The organism is Stenotrophomonas maltophilia (assembly GCF_003970865.1).
Classification (GTDB): domain Bacteria; phylum Pseudomonadota; class Gammaproteobacteria; order Xanthomonadales; family Xanthomonadaceae; genus Stenotrophomonas; species Stenotrophomonas maltophilia_AR.
Genome location: NZ_RXLZ01000073.1, coordinates 1 through 23,828, shown reverse-complemented (window position 1 = coordinate 23,828; position 23,828 = coordinate 1). Strand labels below are relative to the sequence as shown.

The 23,828-nt window shown below is 66.4% G+C and carries 23 protein-coding genes; 14 read left to right on the top strand and 9 right to left on the bottom strand.

Translation table 11 applies throughout. The annotated features are described in order from the left end of the window. Positions 1 to 176 precede the first annotated feature (176 nt). A complete protein-coding gene (locus EKL94_RS19240) occupies positions 177 to 1,103 on the top strand; it encodes an ABC transporter six-transmembrane domain-containing protein (RefSeq protein ID WP_126930271.1) in 927 nt (308 codons plus the stop codon). Between the two features lie 59 nt (positions 1,104 to 1,162). Here the strand turns inward: EKL94_RS19240 and EKL94_RS19235 are convergent, their stop codons facing one another. After that, a complete protein-coding gene (locus EKL94_RS19235) occupies positions 1,163 to 1,777 on the bottom strand; it encodes a TetR/AcrR family transcriptional regulator (RefSeq protein ID WP_126930270.1) in 615 nt (204 codons plus the stop codon). A gap of 169 nt (positions 1,778 to 1,946) precedes the next feature. On the opposite strand from EKL94_RS19235, the gene EKL94_RS19230 reads away from it, so the two are divergent. The 5 genes from EKL94_RS19230 (at position 1,947) to EKL94_RS19210 (ending at position 7,387) form a co-directional block, all read left to right on the top strand. Then, positions 1,947 to 2,783 (top strand): siderophore-interacting protein, encoded by an 837-nt coding sequence (locus EKL94_RS19230; protein ID WP_126930269.1) that lies wholly within the window; start codon positions 1,947 to 1,949, stop codon positions 2,781 to 2,783. A gap of 192 nt (positions 2,784 to 2,975) precedes the next feature. Further along, positions 2,976 to 5,153 carry a TonB-dependent receptor gene (locus tag EKL94_RS19225; protein WP_126930268.1) on the top strand — a complete coding sequence of 726 codons (2,178 nt, stop codon included), beginning with the start codon at positions 2,976 to 2,978 and terminating at the stop codon, positions 5,151 to 5,153. Between the two features lie 52 nt (positions 5,154 to 5,205). Continuing rightward, complete coding sequence (locus tag EKL94_RS19220; RefSeq protein WP_126930267.1) at positions 5,206 to 5,505, top strand: DUF3649 domain-containing protein; 300 nt, start codon at positions 5,206 to 5,208, stop codon at positions 5,503 to 5,505. Then, positions 5,502 to 7,112 (top strand): PepSY-associated TM helix domain-containing protein, encoded by a 1,611-nt coding sequence (locus EKL94_RS19215; protein WP_126930266.1) that lies wholly within the window; start codon positions 5,502 to 5,504, stop codon positions 7,110 to 7,112. Before EKL94_RS19220 ends, EKL94_RS19215 begins: the two co-directional genes overlap by 4 nt. Continuing rightward, complete coding sequence (locus EKL94_RS19210; protein WP_126930265.1) at positions 7,109 to 7,387, top strand: DUF3325 domain-containing protein; 279 nt, start codon at positions 7,109 to 7,111, stop codon at positions 7,385 to 7,387. The genes EKL94_RS19215 and EKL94_RS19210 overlap by 4 nt, the downstream gene beginning before the upstream one ends. Positions 7,388 to 7,439: 52 nt before the next feature. On the opposite strand, the gene EKL94_RS19205 is transcribed toward EKL94_RS19210, so the two are convergent. The 3 genes from EKL94_RS19205 to EKL94_RS19195 form a co-directional block, all read right to left on the bottom strand. Then, a complete protein-coding gene (locus EKL94_RS19205; RefSeq protein WP_126930264.1) occupies positions 7,440 to 8,117 on the bottom strand; it encodes an alanyl-tRNA editing protein in 678 nt (225 codons plus the stop codon). Positions 8,118 to 8,411: 294 nt separating this feature from the next. Next, positions 8,412 to 9,500, bottom strand: coding sequence for a DNA glycosylase AlkZ-like family protein (locus EKL94_RS19200; protein WP_126930263.1), 1,089 nt, complete (start codon positions 9,498 to 9,500; stop codon positions 8,412 to 8,414). Between the two features lie 104 nt (positions 9,501 to 9,604). Continuing rightward, the gene (locus tag EKL94_RS19195; protein WP_126930262.1) at positions 9,605 to 10,189 is read right to left on the bottom strand and encodes a TetR/AcrR family transcriptional regulator; all 585 of its coding nucleotides are present in this window, start codon (positions 10,187 to 10,189) and stop codon (positions 9,605 to 9,607) included. Between the two features lie 229 nt (positions 10,190 to 10,418). Between EKL94_RS19195 and EKL94_RS19190 the strand changes: the two genes are divergently transcribed. Continuing rightward, on the top strand, positions 10,419 to 12,614 hold the full coding sequence (locus tag EKL94_RS19190; RefSeq protein WP_126930261.1) for a TonB-dependent receptor: 2,196 nt from the start codon (positions 10,419 to 10,421) through the stop codon (positions 12,612 to 12,614). Positions 12,615 to 12,721: 107 nt separating this feature from the next. Here EKL94_RS19190 and EKL94_RS19185 read toward each other — a convergent pair whose 3' ends face one another. Beyond that, positions 12,722 to 13,387, bottom strand: a complete 666-nt coding sequence (locus tag EKL94_RS19185) for a TraX family protein (RefSeq protein ID WP_126930272.1) — start codon at positions 13,385 to 13,387, stop codon at positions 12,722 to 12,724. Between the two features lie 113 nt (positions 13,388 to 13,500). On the opposite strand from EKL94_RS19185, the gene pip reads away from it, so the two are divergent. From pip to EKL94_RS19150, 7 genes are all read left to right on the top strand, one after another. Beyond that, entirely contained in the window at positions 13,501 to 14,448 is a 948-nt protein-coding gene (gene pip, locus EKL94_RS19180; RefSeq protein WP_126930260.1) for a prolyl aminopeptidase, read from the top strand. Between the two features lie 208 nt (positions 14,449 to 14,656). Next, positions 14,657 to 14,956: an EF-hand domain-containing protein gene (locus tag EKL94_RS19175; protein ID WP_126930259.1), complete on the top strand. Its 300-nt coding sequence runs from the start codon at positions 14,657 to 14,659 to the stop codon at positions 14,954 to 14,956. 292 nt (positions 14,957 to 15,248) lie between these two features. Next, positions 15,249 to 15,548 (top strand): hypothetical protein, encoded by a 300-nt coding sequence (locus EKL94_RS19170; protein ID WP_099481573.1) that lies wholly within the window; start codon positions 15,249 to 15,251, stop codon positions 15,546 to 15,548. A 63-nt stretch (positions 15,549 to 15,611) separates the two neighbouring features. After that, on the top strand, positions 15,612 to 18,371 hold the full coding sequence (mgtA, locus tag EKL94_RS19165) for a magnesium-translocating P-type ATPase (protein ID WP_126930258.1): 2,760 nt from the start codon (positions 15,612 to 15,614) through the stop codon (positions 18,369 to 18,371). A gap of 31 nt (positions 18,372 to 18,402) precedes the next feature. Next, on the top strand, positions 18,403 to 19,140 hold the full coding sequence (locus tag EKL94_RS19160) for an MgtC/SapB family protein (protein WP_126930257.1): 738 nt from the start codon (positions 18,403 to 18,405) through the stop codon (positions 19,138 to 19,140). Between the two features lie 297 nt (positions 19,141 to 19,437). Further along, positions 19,438 to 20,493 carry a sensor histidine kinase gene (locus tag EKL94_RS19155; protein ID WP_126930256.1) on the top strand — a complete coding sequence of 352 codons (1,056 nt, stop codon included), beginning with the start codon at positions 19,438 to 19,440 and terminating at the stop codon, positions 20,491 to 20,493. Next, the gene (locus EKL94_RS19150) at positions 20,486 to 21,127 is read left to right on the top strand and encodes a response regulator transcription factor (protein ID WP_126930255.1); all 642 of its coding nucleotides are present in this window, start codon (positions 20,486 to 20,488) and stop codon (positions 21,125 to 21,127) included. Before EKL94_RS19155 ends, EKL94_RS19150 begins: the two co-directional genes overlap by 8 nt. A 13-nt stretch (positions 21,128 to 21,140) precedes the next feature. Here EKL94_RS19150 and EKL94_RS19145 read toward each other — a convergent pair whose 3' ends face one another. From EKL94_RS19145 to EKL94_RS19130, 4 genes are all read right to left on the bottom strand, one after another. Continuing rightward, complete coding sequence (locus tag EKL94_RS19145; RefSeq protein WP_126930254.1) at positions 21,141 to 21,533, bottom strand: DUF3224 domain-containing protein; 393 nt, start codon at positions 21,531 to 21,533, stop codon at positions 21,141 to 21,143. A gap of 33 nt (positions 21,534 to 21,566) precedes the next feature. Continuing rightward, on the bottom strand, positions 21,567 to 22,001 hold the full coding sequence (locus tag EKL94_RS19140) for an EamA family transporter (protein WP_126930253.1): 435 nt from the start codon (positions 21,999 to 22,001) through the stop codon (positions 21,567 to 21,569). Between the two features lie 86 nt (positions 22,002 to 22,087). Next, positions 22,088 to 23,260, bottom strand: coding sequence for a low temperature requirement protein A (locus EKL94_RS19135; RefSeq protein WP_126930252.1), 1,173 nt, complete (start codon positions 23,258 to 23,260; stop codon positions 22,088 to 22,090). A gap of 9 nt (positions 23,261 to 23,269) precedes the next feature. Further along, positions 23,270 to 23,536, bottom strand: a complete 267-nt coding sequence (locus tag EKL94_RS19130; protein WP_126930251.1) for a hypothetical protein — start codon at positions 23,534 to 23,536, stop codon at positions 23,270 to 23,272. Positions 23,537 to 23,828: the final 292 nt, after the last annotated feature.

The following is a 23,828-nucleotide window of genomic DNA, read 5'->3' as shown; positions in this document are numbered from 1 at the left end:
TAAGCTAGCGTTTTTTGTTTACAGACAGACGGACGACGACGAGGCTCAACCGGGAAAGGTCGTGAGCAGCGTGAGCTGGATAAAAGGAGCAGCCCAGGGGCAGATGCAACGGGGGGAAACCCGGGGCTTGGCGCGCATCCGGCCCCGGCCCTGTCCCCGACCCACCCAGGCATTCCATGAAACACCCCCACGATCCAGCGGCCGCCGCCGGCAGCATCGGCCAGCAGAATGCGGCCGCCACCCTGAAGGCCATCCTGCGCACCTACCCCTGGCAGCTCACCGGCACGTTCTCGCTGGTGGCACTGGAGAACGCGCTGCTGCTGGCCTATCCGCTGTTCGCCGGCTTCGCGGTGGACGCGATCATCCGCGGCGACATCGGCCATGCCATCTCCTACGCCGGCGTGGTGCTGCTGTTCTGGTTGGTCGGTGCCGCCCGCCGTGCGGTCGATACCCGAACGTTCACCCGCATCTATGCCGATCTGGCGGTGAACGTGGTCCAGGCGCAGCGCCGTTTGGGCCAGGCCACCTCCACTTCGGCGGCCCGCGTCGTGCTGGCCCGCGAGTTCGTCGACTTCTTCGAAAAGCACGTGCCGATCATCGCCACCGCCCTGGTATCCATGTTCGGTGCAGCGGTCATGCTGCTCGCAATTGAACCGCTGGTCGGTGGAGCCGCGCTCCTCGCGCTGTTCGGCGCTCTCCTGCTGCTGCCGTCGTTCGCGCGTCGCAACGAGCAGTTGCATGGGCGCCTCAACAACCGCCTGGAACAGGAAATCCGCCTGGTGGATCGGGTCAGTCCCTCGGTGCTGCGCCGTCACTACACCACGCTGTCGCGCCTGCGCATCCTGCTGTCCGATCGCGAAGCCGGCGCCGTGCTGGCGGTTGGCGCGACGGCAGCAGCCCTGTTCGCTCTGACCATCGGCCGCCTTGCCACCACCGATGGCGTTACCCCCGGTCACGTCTATGCGGTGATGACCTATCTGTGGACCTTCGCCGGCAGCCTGGACGATGCACCGTCGATGGTGGATCAGCTTGCGCGATTGAAGGACATCGGCCGGCGCGTCAGCCCGGGGATGGACGACGCGGAGCACAAGAACGCCGCTTGACCGGTAGACGCCCACCTTGGTGGGCAACGATGTATCGCGGCGCCAACCAAGGTGGGCGACTACCTCGCGGCGACGGGACGCCCGCACATCGCCAAGGCACCGATGATCAATGCCTGCATGCTGCGGTCGAACTCGGCCTCCTGTGCTTTCCGATCCAGCGGCCGGCGCGTGGTGTCCGCCACGGCGTGGCCCGAGTACACGGTATCGGCCAATGCCACGGCGTGATAGGCCACGGTCGACAACAACCACGCTGCCTGCTCCAGCGGCAGGCCATGCACGCGACTGAACTCGGCATGGTGGCGCTGGATGCGTGCCAGCATCTCCGGGGTCTTCGCGCCGTGGCTGACCAGGAACGGGGCCAGACCAGGATTCACGTCCACGAGCATCCGCAGTGAGCGCTGGAATGCGCGCAAATCCTCCTCGATGCTGCGGCGGCCAGTGGCATCCAGCGCAGGTGCCTGCCAACGCTCGAAGATCGCCTCAGCCACCAGTTCGCGCAGCGCCGCCAGATTGGCCACATGCTTGTACAGCGCGATGTGGCTGACCCCCAGCGCTGCCGCCACGCCCACGAAGCTCAATCCCGGCAGCGTCATCGCGATGCCCGCGTCGGCAATGCGCTCGCGGGTGATGGTGGGCGGTCGCCCACGGGCAACGGTCTTCTTCGGTGCAGCCATGCTGTTGCGGTTCCTGCGCGGCGCGCTGGCAAGGCCTGTCATGGTGGTGTGCGGCAACGCAATGGTCAACGCGCTGCGTACGCCTCCAGCAAGCCCGGGTTGCGGGTCGATCAATTTAGTTTACTATGATGTAACTAATTCGCATTCGCAGTGCCCAGGATCCTTGTCGATGTCCGCGCCTACCCTATCCACCACCCCGGCCGGGCCGCTGCGCGGCGCCGACCACGACCGTGGCCTGCAGGCGCTGCGCGTGCACGTGGTTGACGTCACGCAGCCCTGCACCAGCCTGCTTCGGCTGGTCGTACAGCTGCCGGAACAGGCAGACATCGCATCCTGGCAGCGTCCCAACACCGCCGTGCGCATCCAGCTGGGTACCGCGTTTGCCGATGTGTCACGGATCTACACCGTGCGCAGCGTCGATACGGCCACCCGCCAGTTCACCCTGGACGTAGTGCTGCATGAGGCACCGGGGCCGATGCTGGCTTGGGTGCGTGCTCTGCAGCCCGGCGACGCCTTCGATCTCACCGGTCCGCGCCCACATCTGAAGGTGCCACATCGCGAGGGCAGCGTTGCCCTGCTGTTCGCCGATCAGAGCGCCATCCCGGCACTGTTCACCTTGCTGCAGCAGTGGCCGAGCGGCCTTCGCGCGCAGGCCTGGATCGCCTCGGATGATGCCTTTCCGGTAACCGAACTACCCACCATCGAGGGCGTCTGCGTGCATCGCATCGCCACCGGTGACGCGCCCTTGCTGGAGCAGGCGCGCCAATTGCGCCCGGAACCCTGCTGCACGGTCTGGGCGGCGGGCGAGCGCGAGGAAATGCGCGCCATGCGCCGCTACTTCCTTGAAGCGTACGGTCTGCCGCGCACCGACGTCGCCGTTGCCGGCTACTGGAAGCGTGGCCAGACCACCACCGAAACCGACCAGCGCCGCCGGCGCAACTACGAGCGTGTGCTGGCGCGGGGCGGCGGACTGCAGGACCTCGACGACCTCGCCGACGACATCTGATCCACCTCGCAACACCCGTACCCGCGTCCGCTCCACCCAGCCACAGATCGCCGAAGCACCTCGCGTGCAGCCTGCCCCAGCGGCAGTGCCGTGCCCTCTGCCAGCCATTCCACAGCCCGCGTCGTCCTGCCCGTGCAGGTATCGACGGCGCCGTGCTGGCCGATCGCACGACCCACCACGACGAGAACTGTCATGCCCTTCCCCGCCCGAACCCTGCCCCTCCCACGCCGCTCCGCGTTGTCCCTGGCCGCACGTGCAGCGTTGTTGCCCACCCTGCTGATCGCCACCGCCGCCCACGCCGACGACGCGCCCGACAGCGCCCGCCAGCTGCCTACGGTGAACGTACGCGCCGACAAGAACGCGCCTACCGATGCCTATGCCGGCGGCCAGGTCGCCCGCGGCAGTGGCGTCGGCCTGCTCGGCGAGCTCGACTTCATGGACACCCCGTTCAACACCACCCGCTACACCGCCGGGTTCATCGAGAACATCCAGGCACCAGATCTGGTACGGGTGATCGCGCTGACCGACCCCAGCGTCTACAACAGCGGCTCCAGTGGCGGCATAACCGACTACTTCAACATCCGTGGCTTCAGTGTCGCCTCGTCGGATATCGGATTCGGCGGCCTGTACGGCCTGATCCCCTACTACCGCGTCACCCCGGAACTGGCCGAGAGCATCGAGGTACTGAAGGGCCCGTCCGCGCTGCTCAACGGCATGCCACCGGGCGGTTCGGTGGGCGGCGCGGTGAACCTGGTGCCCAAGCGCGCAGGTGATGCGCCGTTGGCCCGCTTCACGGCCAGCTACAGCAGCGACGCACAGTTCGGCGGCCATCTGGATGTGGGCCGTCGCTTCGGCGCGCAACAGCAGTTCGGCGTGCGCCTCAATGCCGTGCATCGGGATGGCGACACCGCCACCGACCACCAGCAGCACAAGGCGCAACTGGCATCGCTGGGACTGGACTGGCGGAGTGAACGCTCGCAGGTCTCGCTGGACCTGTTCAGCAGCCGTGACCACGTGGATGGCCTCAATCGTGGCGTTTCGCTGGCACCCGGCCTGGCCGTGCCCCGCCCGCCGAAGGCCAGCACCCTGTTCGCGCCGGATTGGACCTTCAGCAACGTCAAGGACTCGGCCGCCGCGCTGCGCTGGTCGTTCGACATCAATGACCACCTGCAGGCTCACGCCAGCTACGGCCACGGCCATACCGATTTCGATTCCATCGCCAGTGCCACCACGCTGATCACCAACACCGCCGGCGATTTCCGCAACAACTTCGCCCACCAGCGCTTCATCTACAGCAAGGACACTGCCGAAGCCGGCCTCTCGGCGCGCTTCCGCACAGGCGCGGTCGATCACGCACTGGCGATCAGTGCCGCCTGGTACCAGCACGACCAGAAATTCGGCTTCAAGCGCAATCTGCTGGCCCGCGACTGGGTGACCAACCTGTACGACCCACAGTGGGGCCCGGCCATCGATCGCAGCTTCAGTGATGAGTCGCTGCCGAAGACCGCGGAAGTGCGTACCACCAGCTTCGGCATCGCCGACACGCTGTCCTTCATCGACGACCGCGTGCAGCTGACCGTGGGCATCCGCCACCAGACCGTGCTCAGCGACACCTTCGATGGCAGCACCGGCAAGCGCACCGCACGCTACGACGCCAGCGCCAACACCCCGGCCGGTGCACTGCTGTTCAAGGCCAGCGATCGCCTGTCGGTGTACGCCAACTACATTGAAGGCCTGAGCCAGGGCAGCACCGCCCCTGCCACCGCCGCCAACGCGGGCGACGTGTTCCCGCCGTACAAGACGCGCCAGCGCGAGGTGGGTGCCAAGTTCGACTTCGGCCGCCTGGCCAGCGCATTGAGCGTGTACGAGATCGAAAAGCCGAGCTCCTATACCGACCCGGCCACCAATGTGTTCTCGTTCGGCGGCCAGCAGCGCAACCGCGGCGTGGAATGGACCGTGTTCGGCCAGGCCACCGAACAGCTGCGCGTGCTGGGCGGCATCGGCTGGCTGCAGCCGAAGCTGACCCGCACCCAGGGCGGCATCAACGAAGGCCGGCTGGCGACGGCCACACCGCAATGGCAGGGCAAGCTCGGCGTCGAATGGGACGTGCCGGCCGTTGCCGGCCTCACCCTCACCGGCAACGCGGTCAGCCTGTCCAAGGGCTACATCAATGCAGACAACAGCCAGTGGGTGGCAGGCCGCACCGTGTTCGATCTCGGTGCCCGCTATGCAACGCAGGCGGCCGGCCATCCGCTGGTACTGCGCGCCATCGTGCAGAACCTGACCAACAAGGCGTACTGGGCCGGCAGCCTCGGCTCCGGGCTGGGCACGCCACGCACCGCCGTGCTGTCGGCCACCGTCGATTTCTGATCCTCGTTTCACGGGCACCACGCCATGGCGCGTGGTGCCCCGGAGAAGTGCCTTGACCGTTTCCCGTACCGCTTCCGTGCTGGCCTGGCTACCCCTGGTCTCACGCATCATCGCCGCGTTGTTCGGCGGCTATGTGCTGGCCGCACTGTGCAGCATCGCGGCACTGGCGCTGCCCATCGATGGCCGCCAAGCCGTGTTCACCGGCATGCTGGCCAGCTTCCTGCTGTATGCCGGCGCCGTGGTCTGGGTGTTCGCGGTGCGCTCGGCGTGGCGCGCATGGATCGGGTTGATCGTAATCGCCCTGCCACTGTGGCTGGTCGCGCAAACGGTCGGCAACGGAGGCGCTGCATGAGCAAGGTCGATCGCACCGCGAAGCCACGCGGCATCCGCCAGACCATGTCCGACCTGCATATCTGGGTCGGCCTGCTCGCAGGCTGGATCCTGTATGCGATGTTCCTCACCGGCACCGCGAGCTACTTCCGCGACGAGCTCTCGCGCTACACACGCCCTGAAATCACCACGCCCTCCGCGTTGCCGGAGGCGGCGATGGTCGCGCAGCGCACGGTCTCCAGCATCATTGCCGAGACACCGGCAGCCAGCCAGATCAACCTGAGCCTGCCAAGTACGCGCATGCCCTGGGTGTCGGCGATGTGGGCCAGCCCGGGTGGGCGCGGCCGGCATGGTTTCGATTCCGGCCTGTTCGATGCCAGCACGGGTGCGCCCCTGCAGGCGCGGGATACCGGCGGTGGCGACTTCTTCTATGCGTTCCACTTCAACCTGCACTACATGCCAGCGATGTGGGGTCGCTGGATCGTCGGCGTCTGCGCGATGTTCATGCTGGTGGCCATCGTCAGCGGCGTGATCACCCACAAAAAGATCTTCACTGACTTCTTCACCTTCCGCTGGGGCAAGGGCCAGCGCTCGTGGCTGGATGGTCACGCGGCGCTGTCGGTGCTCGGCCTGCCCTTCCATTTCATGATCACCTGGAGCGGCCTGGTGATGCTGGCGGTGCTGTACATGCCGTGGGGACTGGCCAAACTGCCGGACAAGCGCCAGCAGGCGGAGGTGGTCAGCGAGATGCGGCTGTTCCTGCCGCCGCAGAAGCCCGCGGGGCAAGCCGCTCCACTTGCTGACATCGGCGCACTGGTGCGGCAGGCCGAACAGCGTTGGGGAGCCGGCGCGGTTGGCAGCGTGCAGGTGCAGAATCCCGGCGACGAGAACGCACGCGTGGCCGTGGTGCGTGCGCAGTCCAGCCGCGTTTCGACCACGCCGAACTACCTGCTGTTCGATGGCAGCGGCGGCCAGCTGCTGCAGATCAAGGAGCACTCGGGCGTCGCCGCTGATACCCAGGGCGTGCTGTATGGCCTGCATCTGGGGCGCTTTGCCGACGCCACGCTGCGCTGGCTGTACTTCGTCGTCAGCCTCGCCGGTACCGCCATGGTCGGCACCGGGCTGGTGCTGTGGACGGTGAAGCGCCGCGCGCAGCTGCCCGATCCGCAGCGACCCTACTTCGGCTTCCGGCTGGTGGAGCGGCTCAACATCGCCACTGTGGCTGGCCTGTCGGTGGCGATGGCGGCCTATCTGTGGGCGAACCGGCTGCTGCCGACCGCCATGGATGCACGCGCGGCGTGGGAGGTGCATGTGTTCTTCCTGGCCTGGGCGGCCATGTTCGTGCACGCCACGCTGCGCACAGCCAAGCGTGCGTGGATCGAACAGTTCACGCTGGGTGCGTTGATGCTCGCGCTGCTGCCTTTGCTGACGGCGATGACGACGGCACATCCGTTGTGGCGCACTGTGGCCGCAGGCGATTGGGCATTTGCCGGTACCGACCTGACCCTGCTGGCACTGGCCGTCCTGCATGCAGTGCTGGCGTGGCGCACCTGGAAGCACGCGCCGAAGGTGAAGCGCGCATGCGCGCCTGCTGCAACACGCACTGCAGCACCGGGGGCCAGCGCATGATCCACGTCATCCTGTTCGTGCTGTCATTGGCCGCGTTCGGTTGCCTGGCACTGACGATGGAGCGCCATCAGCGCGATGTGCTGCGTCGCGTACTGAGCATGCAGGCCGTCCAGCAACTGCGCGCCATTGGTTGGGCACTGCTGGTGTTCACCTCCGTGTTTGCCATGCGCGGGTTGGGTGTGGGTTTTGGCCTGGCCGCGCTGTCCGGTCACACCAGCGTCGCCGCTGGCGTGGTCGTGCTGGCGATGGTGGCGCATGGGCGGCTGAATCGGTAGCTGCCCACCTTGGTGGGCACCAACACTGTGCGGTGCCGACCAAGGTTGGCGGCTACCCGGGCAACGTACCGCGCGATGGAGGGAACGGCCGGGCGTCCAGGGTGATCTCGATGCGCTCCACGCCCTTGCCCTGGTTCTTCCGCTTCAGCGAGAGCGTGCCGATCTCCCCGGTACGGCGTGGATGGGTGCCGCCACAGCCCATCTTCGCGAAGCCCTCCACCTGCCAGAAACGGCGGTGATTGGCCTCATCAGAGAACGCGGTAATGATCGGCAGGTCGGCAGCGACCAGCGCTGCGGACTGGTCCTGCAGCGCATCAAACAGCGTCCCGATGCTGCCTTCCCGCGCAAAATCGATGCGGGCCTTGGCCGCGCCGATATGTGCACCGACCTTGTCGATGCCCGGCTCCAGCGCATACATCAGCTGCAGGATCATTTCCGCCGCGAAATGGTGGCGCATCAGGCCATAGCGGCGCAGGCCATCAATCTCGACCATGACCGCATCGCCTACCCGCAGGCCGTGCCCACCGGGCAATCGATAGGCGATGTCCAGTCCATCCTTGCGCGCCTCCAGCACCGGATGGCCGCCGATGGAGCCGGCGTCGCTTTCCTGGCCGCCGGAGAACGCGAAGAAGATGGTCTCGTCCAGCCAGACCTCATCACCCAAGGCAGCACTGACCCGCGCCTCATGGCGCAGCCGATAGGGATCGTCCCAGAATGCCTTGATCGTCATCGTGACCTCCAGTCCATGGACGCTAGCACGGTGCAAGCGCACTAACGCGTTGGCTGGAGCGCGAATGCCCGTGCGTGATGATCAACATGGCGGCAAGCCATCGGCGGCTTCGGCCTCGGTAGACGCCCACCTTGGTGGGCACCGACGGAAGCCAGCGCCAACCAAGGTTTGCGACTACCAGGCCTGAGCGGCGTTGCTTTGGTAGATGCCCACCTTGGTGGGCATCGGTGGAAGCCAGCGCCAACCAAGGTTGGCGACTACCTTGACCGACAGGTACCAATGCGCCGCTCGACGCTACAGGAATTCCGCCATGCGCTGCAGCTCGTCGTCCAATGCGCCACGAAATACCTTGTCGCGGGCTAGTGACTTGCCGGCATAACCCACGTTCGACACCAACTCACCGTCGTGCACGCTGAGATTGGCCCAGCCCACCACCTGGTCGTGCCACAGCACCGGCAGTGCGTAGTAGCCGTACTGGCGCTTCGGCGCAGGCGTGTAGGCCTCGAACTTGTAGACCCAATCCCACAGCAGCTCGAAGCGGCGACGGTCCCACACCACCGGATCGAACGGCGCCAGCAGGCGCACGTGCTCGTCCGGCCCATGCCGGCGCGAACGCGGATTCTCGTCCGCCGGCCAGAACCAGGTGGTGCCCTCCAGCGTGCAGCTGGCCAGCTCCTGCTTGGCCAACGCCAATGCCTGCCGGGTCTGCTCGGCCAGATGCGGCGCGCCATAGCCCAGCAGGCGCACCAGATAGGTCAGGCTGGCCGAGGGCAGCGGTGCGTACTTGCGCACCACCAGATCGATCAGGGCAGCGGCGCGTTCGATCTGCGCCTGCTCGCTGGCGTCGGCCTCGGGGTGATCGGCCACCGCGTAGATGCGCGTGCCGCTATCGCGCCGCTGCACCCGCAACAGGCCGCGGTAGTGCATGCCGTCCAGCAGATGGGTGCTGGCATTGCTGGTGCCGCCCCAGTAGTTGGTCACCCGGCCATGCGCGAACGCCTGGTCGACCTCACGTGGGTGCGCGCTGCCGCGTTCGCGCACGAAGGCCAGCACGTCGGCGGCGCGGCGATGGGTCTCAGTGTCCCACTCGCGTTTTGACACACGCGGGTGCATCAGTGCCAGATGCTCGCGCGGCAGGAAGCCGTAGTTCACCAGGCAATCCTCTTCCACCGGCAGACGGGTATAGCGGCGCTCCAGGTCACCGGCGCGGTAGTCCTTCACCCGGTGGCGCAGGGTCAGGTCCTGTGCGCGTGCCGGTGCCCTGATCGGGTCGGCCTGCACGAAGCCCAGCCGCCGTATCGCTGTCAGCAGAGTGGTCGGCTTGAACAGGGTGCGCGCCACCGCGTAGCGGCGAAGATCATCGAGAGTAGGCGTGGCAGGCATGGCCGCATTGTATTCTCGACACTACACGATCAGTCCAGTAGAGCCAGGCCATGCCTGGCTGGCGTCATGGTGAACGGCCAGGATCATCCACGCATGGCGTGGATCTACCGAAGCCGCGATACCTCCAGCGAACCGATCACCAGCGCCCGCATGCCCTGCTTGAACTCGGTGATCACCTGCCCTTCTTCGTCGTCCGCAATCGCGTAGATCGTGTCGGCGCCGGCGATGCAATAGAACGCGATCGTGGCCAGCAGCCAGCGCGCCTTGTCCACCGGCAGGCCGAACACCTCGGCCACGTGCGCCTGGTGCGAGGCGATCTTTTCCAGCATCGGCGCGGTCGCCACCGTGCGCCGCAGCAGGTACGGCGGCAGCCCGGGATGCGCCTTCACCACCTCGCACAGTGACTGCACGAACCCCATCAGGTAGGCCTCCAGGCTGCCCGGCGCATCGGCCGACGCGCGTGGAATCTGCCAGCGTTGGAACACCGCCTCCGCCACCAGGCGCTTCAACGCCTCCAGATTCGCCACGCGCTTGTACAGCGCCGCCTGGGTCACCGCCAGTTCGGCGGCCACGTTGGCCATGGTCAGGTTGGGCAGGCCCAGGCGGATGCCGATGTCGGCCAGGCGCTCCGGGGTGATGGTGGGCGGGCGGCCACGGGTCGGCGCCGTTGGATCGGGGTGCATGTTCATACGGTAGTGAGGGTGCCAGCAAAGGGACCCTCTTGTCCGCTTCGATTGATTTAGTTTAATTTACTCAACTAATTCGGAATGCATCCAGCACGCTGCCCGTAATCGAGCCCATGGCTCACCTCCCGCCAGGTCCCCACCCAGCCAACAACCCTGCGCTGCGCCCTCTCCCCGTGCTTGCCGTCGGCAGCGCGCCAGGCGCGCTCGCGCCTGCGATTCACAGGACTCTGGCATGACCGTTTACAACTTCACTTCTGCACAGCATCGTGCTGCCGCCGCATCCTCCGGCCTGATGCATCCGCCGGGCATGCCCCTGCGCTACCGGATGTCCGCCCTCGCGCTGGGGCTGCTGGCCTCGTTTACCGCGCTGGCCGACACCGCACCGTCCACCCTGCCCTCGGTGCAGGTGCAGGGCCAGCGCCGGGTCACTGCAGACTATGCGGGCGGGCAAGTGGCCGCCGGCAGCCGTGTCGGCCTGCTTGGCGACAAGGACTTCATGGACACGCCGTTCAGCACGGTCAGCTACACCGAGTCCTTCATCCGCGATCGCCAGGCCAAGGACCTGACCGACGTCATCGCCGCCACCGACCCCACGGTGTTCAGCAATGGCGTCACCGGTTCGTGGAGCGAGAACTACGCGATCCGCGGCTTCGCCTCCAACACCAGCGACACCACCTTCAATGGCCTCAGCGGCATGGCGCCGTACTACCGCACCTCGCCGGAGATGTTCGAACGCATCGAGGTGCTGAAGGGGCCGTCCGCGCTGCTCAACGGCATGCCGCCGGGTGGTTCGGTCGGTGGCAGCGTCAACCTGGTCCCCAAGCGTGCCGGCGATCAACCGCTGCTGCGGGTCAGTGCCAACTTTGCCTCCGATGCGCAGTTCGGTACCCATGTGGACATGGGCCGTCGCCTGGGCGCCGACAAGCAGTTCGGCATCCGCTTCAACGGCGCGTACCGTGACGGTGATGGTGCCGTGGGCAAGCAGCGCAAGAAGGTACAGCTCGGCGCACTGGCACTGGACTGGCGCGGCGAACATGCGCGGCTGTCGGCCGATCTTTACAGCGCCGATGACCGTGTTGACGGCCCGGCACGTGGCGTCGGCCTGGCACCGGGCGTGGCCATTCCGCGGCCGCCGCGTGGCGATACGCTGATCAACCCGGACTGGGCCTACGTGGACAGCCAGGACAAGGGCGCGATGCTGCGCGGCGAACTGGATATCAACGATAGCCTGATGGCCTACCTGGCTTACGGCACCAGCAAGACCGACTACCGCTACAACGGTTCGATCAGCGCGCAGATCCTCAATCCGGCCGGCGACTTCAGCACGGTGATCGGCCAGCTCGCGTTCGATATCAAGAAGCAATCCGCAGATGCCGGCCTGCGCGGCTCGTTCCACACCGGGAGCATCGGCCACCAGTGGGCCGCCAACGTCACCCATTACCAGCACACCCAGAACGACTACGGCCGCCGCAGCGTGCCCGGCTGGGACTGGACCACCAACCTGTACAACCCGGTGTGGGGCCCGGCGGCCCCGTTCGTGGCACCGCACATCTCGCATACCGAGCTGAAGCTGGACAGCCTCGGCTTCGCCGACACCCTCTCCTTCGCCGATGACCGCGTGCAGTTGACGCTGGGCGTGCGTCGCCAGCAGGTGGTCAGCGAAACCTTCAACGTGGCCACGGGTGCACGCACCTCACGCTACGACGAGAGCGCCACCACGCCGGCAGCGGCCCTACTGGTGAAAGCCACCGACACGATCTCCCTCTACACCAACTACATCGAAGGCCTCAGCCAGGGCGCCACCGCGCCGATGACCGCCGCCAACGCCGGCGATGTGTTCGCACCGTTCCGCACCAAGCAGAAGGAGCTGGGCCTGAAGCTGGACCTGGGCAGCTTCGCGCACACCTTCAGCGTGTACGAGATCAAGCGACCGAGCAGCTACACCGACCCGGTCACGAATATCTTCTCGTTTGGTGGCGAACAGCGGAACCGCGGCTTGGAATGGGGCTTCTTCGGTGCGCCGCTGGATGGCGTGCGCCTGTTGGGTGGCGTGGCCTACGTACAGCCGAAACTGACCCGCACGGCCGGTGGCGTGAATGAGGGACGCATCGCCACCGCCGTGGCGCAGCGGCAGGCCAAGCTGGGTGTGGAATGGGATGTGCCGACCTTGCAGGGCCTCACCTTGACCGGCAATGCCACCGCGATGTCGAAGCAGTACATCAGTGCGGACAACCGCCTGTCGGTGCCGGGGCGCACCCTGTTCGACGTGGGCGCGCGCTACAGCACGGCACTCGCAGGACGGCCGCTTGCACTTCGTGCCACGGTGAACAACGTGACCAACAAGGCGTATTGGGGCATGCCGTTGTTGTCGAGCCTGGCGCTGGGGGCGCCGAGGACGGTGCTGTTGTCGGCCACGATGGATTTCTGAGCCGGGCGAAAAACTGTCAACGGGATCCACGCCTGGCGTGGATCTACCGGGAACTGTCACGCCTGGCGTGGATCTACCGGCGCAAGGCACGATCACGCATGCATTGATCACGAAAGCACGCGCGCCACCACCGCCAACACCAGCAGATGTCCCACGTAGTACCCATAGAACATCCAGCGCCAGCGCGGCAGTCGCCATTGCACCCACGCCGCCAGCAGCACCACCGGAATGGCCAGCAGCGCCCAGCCGTTGTGGTTGGCCCAGCACACCGCTGCAAGCCCAACCAGCAACAGCCACCACGCCCGATGCCGGAACGCGATCCAGGCCAGCAGCACGCAGCCCACACCGGCCCATTGGTAATCCACGAACATCGGCAACACGCCGGCGGCAAGCAACAGCTGCACCGGCCGATTGTTCGCCAGCGCATGCACGGCCACTGCAGCCAAAGCAAAGGTGAGCAGGATGTTGAGCGGCAGCCAGGAACCGAACGCCAGTGCATGCAACGGCTGCGCGATCACGCCCCATAAGGCCAGTCGGCGCATCGACTTGCGCAGGTCGGCGCCGGGCTGGGCCAGGTTGCAGGCCATCACCAGCGCGAACAACGGGAAGGCGATGCGGCCCAGTTCACTCACCACCGGTACGTAGCCGCCGAACACCACCTTGGCCACGTGATCGCCGGTCATGGCCAGCAGCGCGATCCACTTCAGCAGCTCGCGCGCGCCGCTGCTGAGGCCGGGATCGAAGGTGAACATCCGTGTCGGGGTCGCTTGCATCATCGAAGCTTATGCGCATCGGCAAGCGCATTTCCATCACCGGGCAGGCAACCAGCGCCGCCGGGTGCCACGGGTGGGGGTATGCTGGCCGCCCCTGCTTGTGAGGCCCCGCCATGCGCACCCTGTACCCCGCCATCGAGCCCTACCGCGAGTTCACCCTGAAGGTGAGCGATCTGCACACGCTGCACATCGAAGAGTGCGGCACGCCAGAGGGCATTCCGGTGGTGTACCTGCATGGCGGCCCTGGCGCCGGCATCTCACCGACCCATCGCCGCTTCTTCGACCCGGCGCGCTACCGCATCGTGCTGATCGACCAGCGCGGCAGCGGCCGCTCCACGCCGTTCGGCGAACTGCGCGACAACACCACGCAGGACCTTGTGGCCGACATCGAGAAGGTGCGTGAGCACCTGGGCATCGAGCGCTGGCTGGTCTATGGCGGCTCCTGGGGTTCGACCCTGTCACTGGCCTACGCGCAGGCACATCCCGAGCGCGCCACCGGCTTGATCGTGCGTGGCGTGTTCCTCGGCCGCGAAATGGAGAACCGCTGGTTCGCCGAGGCCCATGGTGGTGCGCGCTGGATCTTCCCGGAGCGCTGGGACCGCTATGAGGCCTACATTCCGCACGCCGAACGTGGCGACATGATTGCGGCCTACTGGACGCGCATGGATGGCCCGGATGAAGCGACCCGCATCGAAGCCGCGCAGGCCTGGCTGGGCTGGGAAGACAACGCCGCCACCCTGCAGCACGACGTGGATGCCGAATCCACCGACGACCCGCTGGATACGCTGGCGAAGGCCCGTATTGAAGCGCACTACTTCCGCAACGGCATCTTCCTGGAACAGGACCAGTTGCTGCGCGATATCGATCGCATCCGCCACCTGCCCGGCGTGATCGTGCAGGGTCGCTACGACATCATCTGCCCGCCGCGCAGCGCGTGGGACCTGGCCAAGGCCTGGCCGGAAGCGCGGCTGGAGATGGTGACCTCCGGCCACAGCGCCAACGAGCCAGCCACGGTCGATGCGCTGGTGCGGGCCACGGACGCCTTTGCCGACCGCTTCTGAGCAGATGGGTAGCGCCGGCCGCTGGCCGGCATCCCACCGTTCGAGGGTAGAGTCGGCTCCGCGCAATCGCTGCTGCGCGGCCCGGTGAATGGCGGCCCACTGGCAACGGTCCACAGGCCCCATTCTTCGCAGCCCGCTTACAGCCCCGCGCAGAAGATCCGGCCGTGGCCACCGCACCGGTGGTTCGCCCTTTCCCCAGGAGCACGCCATGACCGGTTATCGCTGCCTTCCCATCGCTCTCTCGCTGTGTGCGGGTCTGCTGCTGGGCGCCTGTTCCAAGACCCAGGAGGCCAGCAAGGCAACGGCCGCCGAGGACGTGACCGAAGTAAGGCTCATCCCTGCCTACGAATCGTTGGACAAGGACAAGGATGGCATCGTCACCCTGGCCGAGGTGGATGCCGTGGCGCCGGACTGGGCCGAACGCCTGCATGCCTGCGATACCGACCGTGACAAGACGTTGACCCGTGGCGAGTACGACGTGTGCAAGCAGACCAGCGCTTCGCATTGATCCATCACTGGACCCTCGATTGGCGCTGCGCATGCCCGGCTATACCAAGGTATAGCCGGGCTAACCCACGGGCCTCTAGGACTGCCCCATTCAGGGGCGGACAATAGCGCCACTGGCCAGGGCAATCCTGGTCGGCCCCCTCCCCTCATGGAGACGCAGATGGACCCCGACCCTGCCGGGCGCACCGCGCCCCGGATGACCGCTGTTGCCTGTTCCTGGCGCCTGCCCGCCGGTCCCTGCCTGCCTGGGTGACGGGGGATCGCCAGGCGCCGCCTGCCTGGAGATCGCCCCCATGTCCTACAAGATCCTCTACATCACCCTGCGCCGCCTGATCGGCGAGCGCGATGTTGCCGCACTGCGCAGCCAGCTGCTGCAGCACGGCCCGGTCACGTTTGCCCGTTCGCTGTCACTCGGTTCGCCACGCGTGGTGGCCGACGCACTGTCGCTGCTGCCGATCAGCGAGCGCATCAATGTGCTGCGCCACCTGCCCTATCCACTGCGTGATGCGATGAAGCCGCTGTGCATCGGCGGCAGCCAGCGCCTGCACATGCAGCCGTGGTCACCGGCGGTGCTGGCGATGCGCCACGCCTGATCTGTTCCAACTGTTCCGTTCGTGTTCCGGCCGCGGCCGGCTCTGACATTCGAGGAGAGTCCCATGAGCCTGCTCAACGCCTGGTTCAATGCCTTCCTGCGCAGCCGTCGCGCAGGCAACCTGTTCCGCCGCCGTGCGATGCCCGAAGCCGGGTTCGGCCCGGGCAGCGCCGAAGCGGCGCCGTTCGCGCTCACCACCGGCCTGGTCACCCTCGCCCAGCAGGAGGAAGCCGAGCTGCTGGCCACGCTGGAATCGCATGCCGATGGCCTCAGCCCGCACGAGGCCGAGGAGCGGCTGGCCACGCTCGGCCCCAACGAGGTGGATCACGAAAAGCCACTGCCGTGGTGGCGCCACCTGTGGCAGTGCTACCGCAATCCGTTCAACCTGCTGCTGACCGTGCTGGCGGCGGTGTCCTGGCTGACCGAGGACATCAAGGCCACCGTGGTGATCGGGGCGATGGTGCTGCTGTCCACGCTGATCCGCTTCGTGCAGGAAGGTCGCTCGAACCGCGCCGCCGAGCGGCTGAAGGCACTGGTCGGCAATACCGCGCGCGTGCTGCGCCGCAATCCCGGCACCGAAGCTGCGGATGTGGCCGACCAGTACTTCGGTGCGCACCTGCACAGCCGCCGCCCGGCACGCCTGCTGGACCTGCCGATCCGCGAGCTGGTGCCCGGCGACCACATCGTGCTGTCGGCCGGCGACATGATTCCGGCCGATTGCCGCGTGCTGACCGCCAAGGACCTGTTCGTCGCCCAGGCCGCGATGACCGGCGAATCGCTGCCGGTAGAGAAGTTCGCGCACCCGGGCGACGGCCTGGCCGGCCTGCTGGAACAACACAACCTGCTGTTCATGGGCACCAATGTGGTGTCCGGCACGGCCACGGCTGTTGTGCTGGCCACCGGCAACCGCACCTACTTCGGCACGCTGGCCCAGCGCAGCACCGCCACCGACCGTGCGCCGACCGCGTTCCAGGCAGGCGTCAACAGTGTCAGCTGGCTGCTGATCCGCTTCGCGCTGGTGATGGTGCCGTTCGTGCTGCTGATCAACGGTTGGACCAAGGGTGACTGGACCGAGGCGTTCCTGTTCGCGCTGTCGGTGGCGGTAGGCTTGACGCCGGAAATGCTGCCGATGATCGTCACCTCCACCCTGGCCAAGGGTGCGGTGCTGCTGTCGCGGCGCAAGGTGATCGTCAAGCGCCTGGATGCGATCCAGAACTTCGGCGCCATGGAGGTGCTGTGCACCGACAAGACCGGCACGCTCACCCAGGACAAGATCGCGCTGGAGCGCCACACCGATGTATTCGGTCACGATTCGGAAGACGTGCTGAAGTTCGCCTATCTCAACAGCCACTTCCAGACCGGCCTGATCAACCTGCTGGATCGTGCGGTACTGGAGCACGTTGAACTGCAGAGCTCGCTGCGGCTGTCGCAGGACTACCACAAGGTGGACGAGATTCCATTCGATTTCGAGCGCCGCCGCATGTCGGTGGTGGTCTCCGAGCGCGAGGACCACCATGAGCTGATCTGCAAGGGGGCAGTGGAAGAAATGCTGGCGGTGTGCAGCACCGTGCGCGAGAACGGCCAGGACATGCCACTGGACGAGCACCGCCTGGCCCGCGTGCGGCAGACCACCGAGGAACTGAACGAACAGGGCCTGCGCGTGGTGGCGGTGGCGATGAAGGAGACCGCCGCCAGCCAGACCACCTACTCGCAGGCCGACGAGTGCGGCCTGACCCTGGTCGGCTACGTGGCCTTCCTGGACCCGCCGAAGGAATCGGCTGCGCAGGCGTTGCAGGCGCTGGCTGCACATGGCGTGGAGGTGAAGGTCTTCACCGGTGACAACGAACTGGTGACCGCCCGTGTCTGCGCACAGGTGGGGCTGGACGCCGACACCATCCTGACCGGACCGCAGATCGAACGCATGGATGACGGCGCGCTGTCGCGGGCGCTGCACCACCACCGCGTGTTCGCCCGGCTGACGCCGCTGCACAAGGAGCGCCTGGTGCGCGAGCTGCGCGCGCAGGGCAAGGTGGTCGGCTTCCTCGGCGACGGCATCAACGATGCACCGGCGTTGCGCGCGGCCGATATCGGCATCAGCGTGGACAGTGCGGTGGACATCGCCAAGGAGGCCGCCGACATCATCCTGCTGGAAAAGAACCTGATGGTGCTGGAGGAAGGCGTCATCCAGGGCCGGCGCACGTTCAACAACATGTTGAAGTACATCCGCATGACCGCCAGCTCCAACTTCGGCAATGTGTTCTCGGTGCTGGTGGCCTCGGCCTTCCTGCCGTTCCTGCCGATGCTGCCGCTGCAGCTGCTGGTGCAGAACCTGCTGTACGACATCTCGCAGATCGCCATTCCGTTCGACAACGTGGACGAGGAGCTGGTACGCAAGCCGCTGAAGTGGAACCCGGCGGACATCGGCCGCTTCATGGTGTTCTTCGGGCCGATCAGCTCGATCTTCGACCTGAGCTGCTTCGCACTGATGTGGTACGTGTTCGATGCACGCACGCCGGCCGACCAGGGCTTGTTCCAGTCCGGCTGGTTCGTGGTCGGCCTGCTGACCCAGACCCTGATCGTGCACATGATCCGCACGCCGAAGGTGCCGTTCCTGCAGAGCATCGCCGCACCGCCACTACTGCTGATGACCGGCCTGATCATGGCCATTGGCGTGGCCCTGCCGATGAGCCCGCTGGCCGGCTACTTCAAGCTGCAGGCGCTGCCGGCCAGCTACTGGCCGTTCCTGGTGGCGATCCTGTTCGGCTATGCGGTGCTGACCACCGCGCTGAAGAAGCTCTACATCCGTCGTTACGGCTGGCAGTAGGCGCCCGCCGCTTTGTCCAGGGAGAAACACAATGGACATCAATCCGAACCTGCCGGCGTTCAACGCCGGCGCCACCCTCAGCTCACTGATCAGCCTGTCGGTGGCGTTCGTGCTGGGCACCATCATCGGCCTGGAGCGGCAGCTGCGGCAACGCACCGCCGGCCTGCGTACCAATACGCTGGTGGCGGTGGGTGCGGCGGTGTTCGTCGATCTGGCCGTGCGCTTCCATGACCTGTACGGCGGCCCACCGTCACCGCTGCATGTGGTTGCGTATGTGATCTCCGGCGTCGGCTTCCTCGGCGCCGGCGCGATCATGAAGGACGGCGCCCAGGTGTCCGGCCTGAACACCGCTGCCACCCTGTGGGGATCGGCGGCGGTGGGTGCCTGCGCGGGTATCAAACTGCTGCCGGAAGCGGTGCTGGCCGCCATCTTCGTGCTGGCAGCCAACACCCTGCTGCGGCCGGTGGTGAACCGCATCCAGCGGCAGCCGCTGCCGGAAGCGTTCAGCGAGGCGACCTATGCGATCAACGTGGTCTGCCAGCGCGAGCAGCAGGCCGAGGTACTGGATCAGCTGTTGCTGCTGCTTGAGCAGGCACAGTACCCGGTGCGCGCGGTGGACCAGCGCCCGTTCGGTGAGCGCGATGTGGAAATCGAAGCGGTGTTGTATGCGACCACCGTCGATGCCGGCGAACTGGATGCGGTGCTGGCAACGCTGGCGACCACGGCCGGTGTGCTGCAGGGGTTCTGGAACGCCAGCCTGGAGGAGTAGTGCCGGCCGCTGGCAGGCAACCTCATGATCCCCGGACGCACCGTGCATCCACCAGGAGCCTGCACACTACGCTTTGGTAGGTGCCGACCTTGGTCGGCACGAAACCCTCAGATGCCATACCCTCCGCTGGGGTAGTGCCGGCCGCCGGCCGGCAACCTCGTGATCTCCGGAAGCACCGTGCAGTTGCCGGCCAGCGGCCGGCACTACCAGGCATCGTTTTGGTTCGTGCCGACCAAGGTCGGCATCTACCGAACAGCGCTTTGCTATCCTTTCCGCCCACGCCCGGGAGCTTCCCCGATGCCATCGCTGTCGCCCCGCCGCCCGCTGGTGCTGCTGGCCCTGATCGTCGTGATGGCGGCGATCTTCCTGATCGACACCGTTACTGATTACGCGGTTGCCGCCGCCTGCTTCTACGCCGCGGTCATTCTTGCGGCGTCGCGCGTGCTGGGCGCGCGCGGACTGATCACCCTGGCCATCGCCTGCATCGCACTCACCGGGCTGAGCTTCTTCCTGACCCGCTTCGGCACCTACCGCATCGGCCTGGTCAACTCGGTGATCGGCATGCTGGTGATCGGCATCACCACCTACCTTGCCCTGAACATGGAAGCGGCCAAGGCCGCCGTGCAGGAAGCACAGGGCCGCCTGCTGCGGGTGGCGCGCGCCTCCACCGTGGGCGAGCTGACCACTTCCATCGCGCATGAAGTGAACCAGCCGCTGGCGGCCATCGCCAGCAGCGCCGAAGCCTGCCAGCGCTGGCTGGCACAGGACCCGCCGAACGTGGACAAGGCCCGGCAGACCGTGGCCCGCATCCTGGCCGACGCGCACCGCGCCGGTGACGTGATCGCCCGCATCCGCGGCCTGACCCAGGGCGCGGCACCGGAACGACGCGCCTTCGACCTGAACCAGGCGGTGGAGGAAATGCTGGCGCTGTCGCGCAGCGAGCTGGACCAGCACGGCGTGGCCGTGGCGCTGCTGCTGGACGCCGACCTTCCTCCGGTACAGGCCGACCGCGTGCAGGTGCAGCAGGTGATCGGCAACCTGATCCTCAATGCAGTGGATGCAATGGAAGCCATACCCGCCGCCAACCGACGCCTGTCCCTGCTGACCCGGCGTGATGGCCAACGGGTCAGCCTCAGCGTGCGCGACCGTGGTGTCGGCCTGCCCGCCGATCATCCCGAACGCGTCTTCGATGCATTCTGGACCACCAAGTCACACGGGCTGGGACTGGGCCTCAGCCTGAGCCGTTCGATGATCGAGGCCAACGACGGCCAGATCCGCGCCGAACGACCAGCAGGCGGCGGTGCATGCTTCGTCTTCGACCTGCCCATCGCCATGAACGTTCAACATGCGTAAGCCCGCTGCCCCTGCCATCGATCCAGCACCCATCGTCTACGTGATCGACGACGATCCGTCGGTGCGGGCGGCACTGGAAGACCTGCTGGCCTCGATGGGCCTGCAGGTGCGGGCCTTCGCCTCCACCCAGGCCTTCCTCGAACACGAACTGGAAGATGCGCCGGCCTGCCTGGTGCTGGACGTGCGCATGCCCGGCCAGAGTGGGCTGGAGTTCCATCGCACGATGGGCAGTCACGGCCTGCAGCTGCCGGTGGTGTTCATCACCGGCCACGGCGACATTGCGATGGGCGTCAACGCGATCAAGGACGGCGCCATCGAGTTCCTGACAAAACCCTTCCGCGACCAGGAACTGCTGGATGCCATCCACAAGGGGATCGAGATCGACCGCCAGCGCCGCCGCGACGGCGAGGCACTAGGCGCGCTGCAACTGCGCTGGGACACCCTCAACGCCGGCGAGCGCGAGGTGGTTGACGGCGTGGTACGCGGCCGCCTCAACAAGCAGATCGCCGGTGACCTCGGCGTCAGCGAGATCACGGTGAAGGTGCGCCGCGCGCAGGTGATGCGCAAGATGGGTGCGCGCACCCTTGTCGATCTGGTGCGGATGTATGACCGCCTGCAGACGGGCAGCGCTTGAACCCGCAAGCAGCCTATTCCGGCTCCGGCAGCACGTAGACCAACCGGTAGTCGTGGCGGCCTTCACTGATGGTGATCTCCAGTGTGCCGCTCAGACCGAGCAGTCCTTCACTGCCCGAATCGGGCACCACCACCACGCTCAGCAAGGGCGTGCCACGGGTCATCAGCCCGTTGTGCTGCAGGGTGAACCCGCCCTGGCGCCCGGCCAGCGTGGCCGTCACCCGTTCCATCGCCACGTAGCCCGCCGAGCCCTGCACCGGGCTGCGGAAGGCCAGCATCTGGCCGACACTGCTGCCCTGCAGGTCACCATGGAAGACCTTGTCGATCGACATCACCCCGATCGGGCCCTCGTTGCCACTGATCGGCAGCAGGTTCACTTCAAAGGTTCCGCGCGCTTCGCCCTGCATCCTGCTCTCCCTCGTCGATGGGTTTGAACGCTGCTACTTCTTCGTCGCCAGCACGATCACCCCGGCCAGCACCAGGCCGATGCCGCTCCACTCCCGCAGGGTCGGACGTTCGCCCAGCAGCAGGTAGGCCAGCACGATCACCAGCACCACACTGAATTTGTCGACCACTGCAACCTTGGCCAGCTCACCACTCTGCAGCGCGCGGAAGTAGAACAGCCACGAAGCGCCGGTGGCCAATGCCGACAGCACCAGGAACAGCTGGGTGCGGCCCGGCAGCAGCAACGGATTGGACCATTTGCCGGTGATCACCACCAGCGGCAGCATCACCGCGGCCACCACCAGGGTGCGGATCGCCATGGCCAGGTCCGAGTCGACGCCCTTGACCCCAACCTTGGCGAACAGCGCGGTCAGCGCTGCGAACACGGCAGACAATCCAGCCCAGATCAACCACTGCGGCAGGTTCTGCATGGAGCGCTACTTCCGGTTCAAAGGGCGGCGCCGACAACGCTACTCCGATTGCCCGCCCGCGCAAGTACGGCAGCGACGCGTGCGGATCATGCGCGCTGCAGGCGACGCTTCAACTGCGTATCCATCAAGCCCACCGCCAGCAGCACAGCACTGGTCAGCCAGCCAGCGGCCAGCAGATGGGTGTGCGGCAAGACCACGCCCAACACGACCAACGCCGTGGCGCCGATCAGATGCGAATACGGTGCGCGCCCGTACACAATGCGCTTGTACAAGGCGCTGCCCAGCAGGTAGATCAACGGCCCGGCAACCAGCACCGTGGCGTAGACCGGGGTCACCGCTGCGCCAGGATGGTCCATGACCAGGTCATTGCCCACCGCGGTGGCGATGATGCCGGCGATCAGCAACGCATGCACGTAGTGGAAGTTGGCGCCCATCCGACCGGGGTCCTCGGAATGGGTGATCGCCGCAGTGGCGTCGCGGCTGGAGATGCCGAAATACAGCCACCACATGGCGATGGTGCCGGCGAAGGTGGCCAGCACCGCCGAGACCACATCGCCGCTCCAGTGCTCGACCTCGCTGAGCACGCCGCCAGTGGCCAGCAGCGTCTCACCCAGGGCGACGATGACGAACAACTGGCAACGCTCGGCCAGGTGCCCGCCTTCGATGGTCCAGTCGCGGGTGTGCGACCGGCCCATGCCCGGGAACGCGAAGCCGAACATCGGCGAGATGTATTCGCAGGCCACCGCCATCGCCCACAGTGCCAGCCGCAGATTGCCCTCGGCCGCAGCGCCGGCCAGCCAGAAACAGGCCGATACACTTACCCACGCCAGCATGCGGCGGAAGTTGGGCGCCAGCGGATGGCTGCGACCGACCTCCAGCAGCACGAACACCGTGCGCCCGACCTGCATGGTGGCGTACGCGCCCGCGAAGACCCAGGCGCGTTCAGCGAAGGCCTCGGGAATGGACGAGGACATCAGCAGCGCCAGCAACATGGTGACGAACAGCAGGCTGCGGATGCGTGGTGCCTCCGGATCGAACCAGTTGCTGACCCAGCAGGCGTACTGCCAGCCCAGCCAGACCGCGAACCACAGCACCAGGGTCTGCATCACCCCGACCAGGTCCAGGTGATGCAGCAGATGGTGGCTGAGCTGGGTAACCGCAAAGACGTAGACCAGATCAAAGAACAGCTCTTCGTAGGTCACGCGGGCGTGGTGGCCATCGCGCTGGCGCAGGGCAGGCAGTCTCAGTCGTGTGCTCATGGCCGTCCTTCAGCGCGCCAGGCGCCAGTACAGCAGACCAGCCAGCAACGCCGGCACGGCAAACACCAGCAGCAGGATCGGCAGTTCCTCCCGGACGGCGTAGCCGGCCTTGCTCACGCCCACCCACATGTTGGCCACCACCACCAGCAGCCAGGTGGCGATGAACGCGATCAGGGCCGTGGGCAGCTGGGACTGGCCTACGCTCCACAGCCGCCCGAACAGCAGGAATACCCCCAACAACAGCACCCCACCCACCATCACCAGAAGCACGTGCATGGTCCATCTCCTTGAGCCTGCTGGCAGGCTAGCCGCGGCCGATTCTGCGCTCCAGCCGATGATCGTGGTTTCACTTTCCAGCCCCGTCGAACAATCCCGATCCCCGCGCCACATAGCAAACGCGAACGGTTCCCATTAGTATTGCGTCATCGCTGTCCCTTATAAACATCTCCGAGCCCACGAGACGGACTCCTACTCCGTATGCCGCCTTCTCCTTGCACCCCCCTTACAAGAGACCGATACACAGTGAACGATGCAAAACTCGCTGAATATCACAATCGGCATACAAATA